The sequence below is a fragment of the Streptomyces cavernae genome, assembly GCF_004023625.1.
Classification (GTDB): domain Bacteria; phylum Actinomycetota; class Actinomycetes; order Streptomycetales; family Streptomycetaceae; genus Streptomyces; species Streptomyces cavernae.
Window position 1 is genome coordinate 112,736 of record NZ_ML137715.1, and the last position, 7,834, is coordinate 120,569.

Genomic DNA, 7,834 nt, shown 5'->3' on the forward strand with positions numbered 1-7,834 from the left:
CCGAACAGCACGCTCAGAAGAACACCGACCTGCGCTGCACCAGCAGCTTGTACAGCGTGTGCTGGATCTGCTCCCTGACCTGGTCCGTCAGGTTGAACATCAACATCGGGTCCTCGGCCGCCTCCGGCGGATACCCGTCCGTCGGGATCGGCTCGCCGAACTGGATGGTCCACTTCGTCGGCAGCGGAACGGCGCCCAGCGGACCCAGCCACGGGAAGGTCGGCGTGATCGGGAAGTACGGGAAGCCCAGCAGCCTCGCCAAGGTCTTGGCGTTGCCGATCATCGGGTAGATCTCCTCGGCCCCGACGATCGAGCAGGGGATGATCGGCGTGCCCTGCCGCAGCGCCGTGGAGACGAACCCACCGCGGCCGAACCGCTGCAGCTTGTAGCGCTCGGCGAAGGGCTTGCCGATGCCCTTGAAGCCCTCCGGCATCACCCCGACCAGCTCCCCACGCCGCAGCAACCGCTCGGCGTCCTCGGCGCACGCCAGCGTGTGCCCGGCCTTGCGGGCCAACTCGTTGACCACCGGCAGCATGAAGACCAAGTCCGCCGCGAGCAGCCGCAGATGCCGGTTCTTGGGGTGGTTGTCGTGCACCGCGACCTGCATCATCAGGCCGTCCAGCGGCAGCGTCCCGGAATGATTGGCGACGATCAGCGCCCCGCCGTCGGAGGGGATGTTCTCGACGCCCTTCACCTCGACCCGGAAGTATTTCTCGTACACCGGCCGCAGCAGCGACATCAGCACCTGGTCGGTGAGTTCCTTGTCGTAGCCGAAGTCGTCGACCTCGTAGTCGCCGGTGAGGCGACGGCGCAGGAACGCGAGGCCACCGGCGATGCGCTTGTCCCAGCCGGCCTGCGGTTCCTTGTCCTCCTGCGTCACGAGAACATCATCCTGCTGATCCGGTGACTCCGGCAGAGCCTTGACCTCAGGAATCTCCCGGACCGCCGCAGGCTCGCCCTTGCGCCGGCTCCCGACGCCCCGGCGGCGCGACTGGCGCTGCGCGGCGCCCCCGCGGGACCGGTCGTCGTCGAACGGAATGACCTTGGCGTCCGCCATCGTTGATGCGCTCCTCGGTTGGCGCTAGTTGGCGCTCTTCGTCGAAAGGTGGCCACCGCCCGGGAGGGGCAGCGCGGCGATCCGGTCGACGGCCGCAGCGACGACCTCCGGCGGCAGCAGACCGGCACCGCGGCTGCGAACGAAGTCCGCGAAGGTCTCCGCGGTGGTGTACTTCGGCTGGAAGCCCAGCGTCTCGCGCATCTGGCCGGTCGCCACCACCCGACCATGGGTGAGCAGCCGGATCTGTTCCGGCGAGAAGTCCGTCATGCCCAGCGTACGCAGCGCCGAGCCGACCCAGGTGACCGCCGGAAGCAGCACCGGCACCGTGGGACGGCCCAGACGCCGGGAGCACTGCGACAGCAGCAGCACCCCGTCGCCCGCGATATTGAACGTGCCGCTGTTGAGCGTCCCGCGCCGCGGCTCGTGCGAGGCCAGCCTCAGCACGTCGATCACATCGTCCTCGTGCACGAACTGCAGCCGCGGGTCGTAGCCGAAGACGGTGGGCAGCACCGGCAGCGACAGGTACTCGGCGAGCGGCGAGTCCGCGCTCGGCCCCAGGATGTTCGCGAACCGCAGTACGCACACCGCCACATCGGGCCGACGGCGCGCGAACCCCCGCACATAGCCCTCGACCTCGACGGCGTCCTTGGCGAAGCCGCCGCTGGGCAGCGACTTGGGCGGGGTGGTCTCGGTGAACACGGCCGGGTCGCGCGGCGCGGACCCGTACACGTTCGTACTGGACTTCACCACCAGCCGTTTGACGGTCGGGGACTTCTGGCAGGCACCGAGCAGCTGCATCGTGCCGATGACGTTGGTCTCCTTCACGGAGGCCCGGCTGCCGCTGCCCAGCGCGGTACCGGTGACGTCCATGTGCACGACCGTGTCCACGGAGTGTTCGGCGAGCACCTTGGCAATGGCGGGCTGCCGGATGTCGGCCCGCACGAAGTCGGCGCCGCCCAGGTGATGCTCCGGCGGGATCGCGTCCACAGCGACCACCCGGTCCACCTCGGGGTCACGCTGGATCCGTCGTACGAACCGGCCGCCAAGGCGTCGAGCCACCCCGGTCACGAGCACGATCTTCCCCAAGATCAGGCCTTCCTTCCCGCCTCGTCGAACCGCTGCTCGTATCCTGCCGTGTTCCCCTCACCGGTCACGTTAGCGGTTCGATGTTGCGCTGTGATGACCGCCCGACGCACGAAGTCGCGGCGGCCGTGGTCGTACCAACCGGCCCATGCCTTCACTGCGTATGCGTACGCACGGCGCGGCAGCCGGATGACACACGGACGCCCCACCGATACCGCCCCGATGCCGGACGTCTGTCACACGGATGTCCCGGCACGCGACGCGGACACACACACGACACCACCCCTGCCGCACGCACCGTCGTAGGATCCGCGCCCGAACCGTCCGAACGAACCGTCGTCGGATGCGCGCCCACACGCACCGTCGTCGATCCCTGCCCGAACGCCACCGGCATCGGATCCCTGCCCGCAGAACCGTCGTCGGCTCCGCGCCCGCAACGCACGTCATCGGCACCGGCCGCCGACCGACACCGACAGCCGGCGTCAACAGGCGTGAGGACCTCCGGAGACGGCTGTGGCCCCCCACCGCTTCGGTGGGGGGCCACAGAGCGCGATTGCTCGCCGCGCCGCTTACTTCTTGTTGCGACGCTGGACGCGGGTGCGCTTGAGCAGCTTGCGGTGCTTCTTCTTCGCCATCCGCTTGCGCCGCTTCTTGATAACAGAGCCCACGACTACCCTCGCTCACTTCTCGGACAACCCCCGCCCAGGCGGGGACAATCACTCGGTGCGGGGCTGCATTGGGGCCCACACGACCTACGAGGGGCTAGCCTACCCCGACTGAGCGCCGAGCTTGTAATCGAGGGTCATCCAGGCTCTCCGGGTGAACTACCGGGAAGGCCCGCGGGCCTTCCCGGTCGATCCCCGGAGACACCATCAGGCTGTCTCCACCCCCACATACGACTCGCGAAGGTATTCGTGAACCGCTTGCTCCGGCACCCGGAAGGACCTGCCCACCCGGATGGCCGGCAGATGACCGCTGTGCACCAAGCGGTACACGGTCATCTTCGACACTCGCATCACCGAGGCGACTTCAGCCACGGTCAGAAACTGGACCTCGTTCAGAGGCCTCTCGCCAGCAGCCATGACACACCTGAACCTTCCGCACTCGACGGTCACCGGCTTCCCCTTCCGGTGACACTTCGTCGCTGCGTGCTCACTCCCCAGACTAGGGGCGGGTGATGCGAGTGGGGAAGAGGAGCAGCCATCGGCCGCCTACTGTGACAGACACGCTCGATTGAGTACATAGCGAGTAAGCGGTCGGTAGTAATCAGACCGCACAGCGTCATCAAGCGGAACGGCCACGGACACCCGCCCCTCGGCCTCCCCCACGAACAGCGCGGGGTCGTCCACGTCGGCCAGGCCGATGGCGTCAAACCCCAGCTGACCTGCACCGCAGACCCATCCGTGGTCCCCCACGACCAGTTCCGGGAGCTGCCCGCCGGCCTCGGCCTGGGTGACCAGAGCGGTACGAACCGGGAGCGGGGAATGACTGTGTGCGCCGGTCTCACAACCCGGGCCCGAGGTCCCGGGTTCGCGTACCAGCGCGACACCTCGTACGTAGTCAAGGTTGTAGGTACGTAGACCGAACCGGGTCGTTATGTCGACAGAGCTACCCTGCGCCGGGGTGAGAACGACACATCCTGCCGCCGACAAGGCGTCCGCAAGAGCGGCGTAGAAACCGAGCAGCCGGTGCGGGTGGCCGGTGCCGAGAAGCACCGGGGAGCGATTCCGCATCGCCTCTCCCAGGCGGTCTGCGAAGGCGTCGAGGGCCGCCAGAGTGCGTTCGGGGTCGATCACGTCATGGCCATGCGTGTACGAGGGATCGCGGGACACCCCACACTTATCGGCCATCAGCTCGATCAAGTCCCGGGGCTGCCAAGCCCCTTCAGGGTCAAGACCTATCAGAACCCGGGGGTCGCGGTCCGCGAACAACCGATAACTGAGCAGACTCGCCTGCCGAGAGGTCGCGACGGGCCCCGCCAGCCGAGCCGCCAACAGATGCGCCCGCAGGGCGCCCGCACTCAACACGGCAGCGATCGTGACGCAGCAACCCCGCGGCCGCCCCGGAAACGGGAAAACGCCGCACGGCCGGAGTAACGGCCACCCAGGCCAAGGAGGCACGCGCAGCGGGCGGCCTCGCGACCGGGTGCAGCGACGGCCGGCCCGGTGCGCCGCGGCGCAGCGCGGGCAGCCGGGTGGAGGGACCCCGACGGCCGACCCGGGCAATCCGGCACGCGCGGCGGGCAGCCCTGCCAACCCGGTACCGCGACGGCCCGCCCGGTGCACGCGACGATCGGCCCGGCGAACCCAGCACGCAGCGCGGCCAGCGTGGGCAGCACGGTGTACCCGACGGGCGCACCGCTCCGCCCGCCCCTTCCGCCGCTTCGCCGACTAGGCCAGCAACCCCCGCAAGGGAAAGACCGCCCGCCGGGCCGCGACGATCGCCTGGTCGAGTCGGTCGGCCGGGTCGTACCCGTCCTCCCACTCCTTCCACGGCACAGGCCACCGCCCGTCGGTCATCCGCACGGGCGCCAACTGCCGGGTCCGGGCGTACACCTCCTGGCGCCAGCTCTCGGGAATGACGGTGTCCGGGGCGATCTCCCGCCCGGCCGCGATGGCCACGAGGTGCGTCCAGGAGCGCGGCACCACGTCCACCACCGCGTAGCCTCCACCGCCGAGCGCGAGCCACCGTCCGTCCGCGTACTCGTGCGCCAGTTCATGGCATGCGATCTGCACGGCGCGCTGTGCGTCGAGCGACACCGCGAGATGCGCCAGCGGGTCCTCGAAGTGGGTGTCGGCCCCGTGCTGGGTCACCAGCACCTGCGGCCGGAAGTCGGCGATCAGCTCGGGCACGACCGAGTGGAACGCCCGTAGCCATCCCGCGTCCCCCGTCCCGGCGGGCAGGGCGACATTGGCCGCGGACCCCTCCGCCGACTCCGCGCCCGTCTCCTCCGGCCACCCGGTCTGCGGGAACAGCGTCCGCGGATGCTCGTGCAGCGAGATGGTGAGGACCCGCGGGTCCTCCCAGAAGGCCGCCTGCACCCCGTCCCCGTGGTGCACGTCCACATCCACGTACGCCACCCGCTCGGCTCCGAGTTCCAGCAGCCGCGCGATCGCGAGCGAGGCGTCGTTGTAGATGCAGAAACCGGAGGCGCCGCCCGGCATGGCGTGGTGCAGCCCACCGGCGAAGTTCACCGCGTGCAGCACGTCCCCGCGCCACACCGCCTCGGCGGCTCCCACGGACTGCCCGGCGATCAGCGCCGACACCTCGTGCATGCCCTTGAAGGCCGGGTCGTCCATCGTCCCCAGCCCATACGACTGGTCCGCCGATCCCGGGTCCGCGGACGCGGCCTTCACCGCGGCGACATAGTCCTCCCGGTGCACCAGCCGCAGAGTCGACTCACCCGCGGGCTTCGCCGACACCACCTCCAGCGCCTGGTCCAGCCCGAAGGCGTCCACCAGGCGCCGGGTCAGCGCCAGACGGACCGGATCCATGGGGTGGTCCGGACCGAAGTCATACCCCGTTACTGCCTCGTCCCACATCAGCTGTGCGCGGCCGCTCATGACCGTCACCGTATCGGGCCGTCCCGGCCTCGAACGACCGGGCATACACCAACGTCACGAGCACCAGCACCATCGGCACGAGCATGGCCCCCCGGTAGTTCCAGGCGTCGCCCAACGCCCCCACCAAGGGCGAGCCGATCAGGAACCCCACGTAGTTGAAAATGTTCAGCCGGGCTATCGCCGTGTCCGAGGCCCCCGGGAACAGCCGGCCGGCTGCCGCGAAGGTCTGCGGCACGATCACGCACAGCCCCAGTCCCAGCAGGGTGAAACCGAGCATGCCGACCCACGCACCCGGCGCCGCGGCCACCACCGCGAACCCGAGCGCCGCCACCACCGCACCGGCCCGTACGACGGCCACGGCCCCGAACCGCCGCACCCCGAGGTCCCCGATGGAGCGCCCCAGCAGTGTGGTCACCATGTAGACGTTGTACGGAACGGTCGCCAGCTGCTCCGAGCTGCCCAGCACGTCCTCGAGGTACTTGGCGCTCCAGTTGGAGACGGTCGAGTCCCCGATGTACGCGAACGTCATCACCAGGCAGAGCGGCAGCAGCAGTTTGAAGACCACGGGCCCCGACTCCGCCTCCACGTCCTTCGCGGCGTCACCCGCGGGCGCGGCAGCGTCGACGTACCAGGCGCTGCCGACGAACACCGCCGGCAGCAGCACGAGCACGACCGGCACATACGCCAGGAACAGCGCCACGTCCCAGTGCGCGCCCACCCAGGCGAGCGACGCCCCGACGATCCCGCCGAGGCTGTACGCGGCGTGGAAGCCGAGCATGATGCTGCGTCCGTAGGTCCGCTGCAGGCTCACCCCGAGCATGTTCATGGAGGCGTCCAGCGCCCCCACCGCGAGCCCGAACGCGGCGAGGGACAGCGCCAGTTCGGCCATCGTGTCTCCGGCGCCGACACCGAGCAGCGCCAGCATCACCACCGGCTGCGACCAGCGCAGCACTTGGCTGGGCGGGACCCGCTTCACCAACTGTTCCGTGCACACGCTGCCGACCCCGGCGAGGATCGGCACGGCCGCGAGGAACAGCGGCAGCAGTCCGTCGGAGACCCCGTACCGGTCCTGGATCGCGGGGATCCGCGTCACCAGCAGAGCGAAGGCGGCGCCCTGAGCGAAGAAGCTGAACGCCAAAGAGGCCCGGCCGCGCCGCAGCGCATCTGTCATGGCGACATCTGTCATGGCGGGAGCGTAGGGCCCCAACTTACCTATGGGTAGATCCAGCCAAAGATGAATTCCCCTCAGCTTTGGTCGCCCGATCGGAGCTTTTGATCAAACAAGCAGGTCAGCCAGGTCACTCATGTGCGAGAAGAGTCGTGTAGCGCCGGTGAGCCGGTCGGCCGGCGTCATGGCGGTGAACCCGTATACGTCCATACCGGCCGAGATCGCTGCCTGCACGCCGAGGGGACTGTCCTCGACGACCACACATCGTTCCGGCTCCACCCCCATCCGCTCGGCCGCGTGAAGGAAGAGGTCCGGCGCCGGCTTCCCGCGCCCCACGTCCTGGGAGCTGAAGATGCGCCCGTCGTCGAACCACCGGTCGAGCCCGGTCTTCCGATGCCCGACGCGAATGCGCTCATGGCTTCCTGACGACGCGACACAGTACGGGACCTCGTCCGCGGCCAGTTTCCCCAGCACGTCGACCGCGCCCGGCACGGGCTTCAACTCCCGCTCGAACGCGGCGAAGACGCGCCCGTGGAAGACCTCGTCGAAGTCCGCCGGCAGCCGCTGCCCGGTCCGCTCCTGGACGAGGTCGTGGACACGATGCATAGCGGCGCCCATGTAGTCGCGCAGTGAGTCCTCGTACGTCGTAGGGTGCCCGACTTCGGTGAGATAGGCGGCGAGGAGCCGGTTGGAGATCGGCTCACTGTCGACGAGCACGCCGTCGTTGTCGAAGATGACGAGGTCATAGCGCATGGCTCGACCTTAGACGAGCACGTGGGAGAACGACCAGAAAGAAAAGCAAGAAAGCCCCACACCGTGCGGTGTGGGGCTTTCTCTCAATATTTGTTCGGCGGCGTCCTACTCTCCCACAGGGTCCCCCCTGCAGTACCATCGGCGCTGTAAGGCTTAGCTTCCGGGTTCGGAATGTAACCGGGCGTTTCCCTCACGCTATGGCCACCGAAA

At 68.9% G+C, this 7,834-nt stretch carries 8 protein-coding genes and 1 rRNA gene; all 9 read right to left on the reverse strand.

The genetic code is table 11. From position 1 onward, the window contains the following. Window positions 1–13 precede the first annotated feature (13 nt). A complete protein-coding gene (locus EF387_RS09350; RefSeq protein ID WP_128376043.1) occupies window positions 14–1,057 on the reverse strand; it encodes a lysophospholipid acyltransferase family protein in 1,044 nt (347 codons plus the stop codon). A gap of 24 nt (window positions 1,058–1,081) precedes the next feature. Beyond that, window positions 1,082–2,143, reverse strand: coding sequence for an NAD-dependent epimerase/dehydratase family protein (locus tag EF387_RS09355; RefSeq protein ID WP_128376044.1), 1,062 nt, complete (start codon window positions 2,141–2,143; stop codon window positions 1,082–1,084). A gap of 566 nt (window positions 2,144–2,709) precedes the next feature. Continuing rightward, window positions 2,710–2,808, reverse strand: coding sequence for a 30S ribosomal protein bS22 (locus EF387_RS09360; protein WP_003948845.1), 99 nt, complete (start codon window positions 2,806–2,808; stop codon window positions 2,710–2,712). A gap of 204 nt (window positions 2,809–3,012) precedes the next feature. After that, complete coding sequence (locus EF387_RS09365; RefSeq protein WP_093781815.1) at window positions 3,013–3,222, reverse strand: helix-turn-helix domain-containing protein; 210 nt, start codon at window positions 3,220–3,222, stop codon at window positions 3,013–3,015. Between the two features lie 129 nt (window positions 3,223–3,351). Next, complete coding sequence (locus tag EF387_RS09370) at window positions 3,352–4,167, reverse strand: phosphatase (protein WP_128376045.1); 816 nt, start codon at window positions 4,165–4,167, stop codon at window positions 3,352–3,354. A gap of 363 nt (window positions 4,168–4,530) precedes the next feature. Next, on the reverse strand, window positions 4,531–5,703 hold the full coding sequence (locus EF387_RS09375; protein ID WP_128376046.1) for an acetoin utilization protein AcuC: 1,173 nt from the start codon (window positions 5,701–5,703) through the stop codon (window positions 4,531–4,533). Further along, window positions 5,654–6,874: an MFS transporter gene (locus tag EF387_RS09380; protein ID WP_128376059.1), complete on the reverse strand. Its 1,221-nt coding sequence runs from the start codon at window positions 6,872–6,874 to the stop codon at window positions 5,654–5,656. The genes EF387_RS09375 and EF387_RS09380 overlap by 50 nt, the downstream gene beginning before the upstream one ends. A gap of 105 nt (window positions 6,875–6,979) precedes the next feature. Then, complete coding sequence (locus tag EF387_RS09385) at window positions 6,980–7,624, reverse strand: HAD family hydrolase (RefSeq protein ID WP_128376047.1); 645 nt, start codon at window positions 7,622–7,624, stop codon at window positions 6,980–6,982. Between the two features lie 92 nt (window positions 7,625–7,716). Further along, window positions 7,717–7,833: ribosomal RNA gene (rrf, locus tag EF387_RS09390) — 5S ribosomal RNA — on the reverse strand. Between the last annotated feature and the right edge of the window lies 1 nt (window position 7,834).

Bases quoted from the DNA above. Each gene is read 5' to 3' on its own strand.
- EF387_RS09375 (WP_128376046.1), bottom strand. From the start codon at position 5,703: ATGAGCGGCCGCGCACAGCTGATGTGGGACGAGGCAGTAACGGGGTAT.
- EF387_RS09365 (WP_093781815.1), bottom strand. From the start codon at position 3,222: ATGGCTGCTGGCGAGAGGCCTCTGAACGAGGTCCAGTTTCTGACCGTG.
- EF387_RS09385 (WP_128376047.1), bottom strand. From the start codon at position 7,624: ATGCGCTATGACCTCGTCATCTTCGACAACGACGGCGTGCTCGTCGAC.
- EF387_RS09350 (WP_128376043.1), bottom strand. From the start codon at position 1,057: ATGGCGGACGCCAAGGTCATTCCGTTCGACGACGACCGGTCCCGCGGG.
- EF387_RS09380 (WP_128376059.1), bottom strand. From the start codon at position 6,874: ATGACAGATGCGCTGCGGCGCGGCCGGGCCTCTTTGGCGTTCAGCTTC.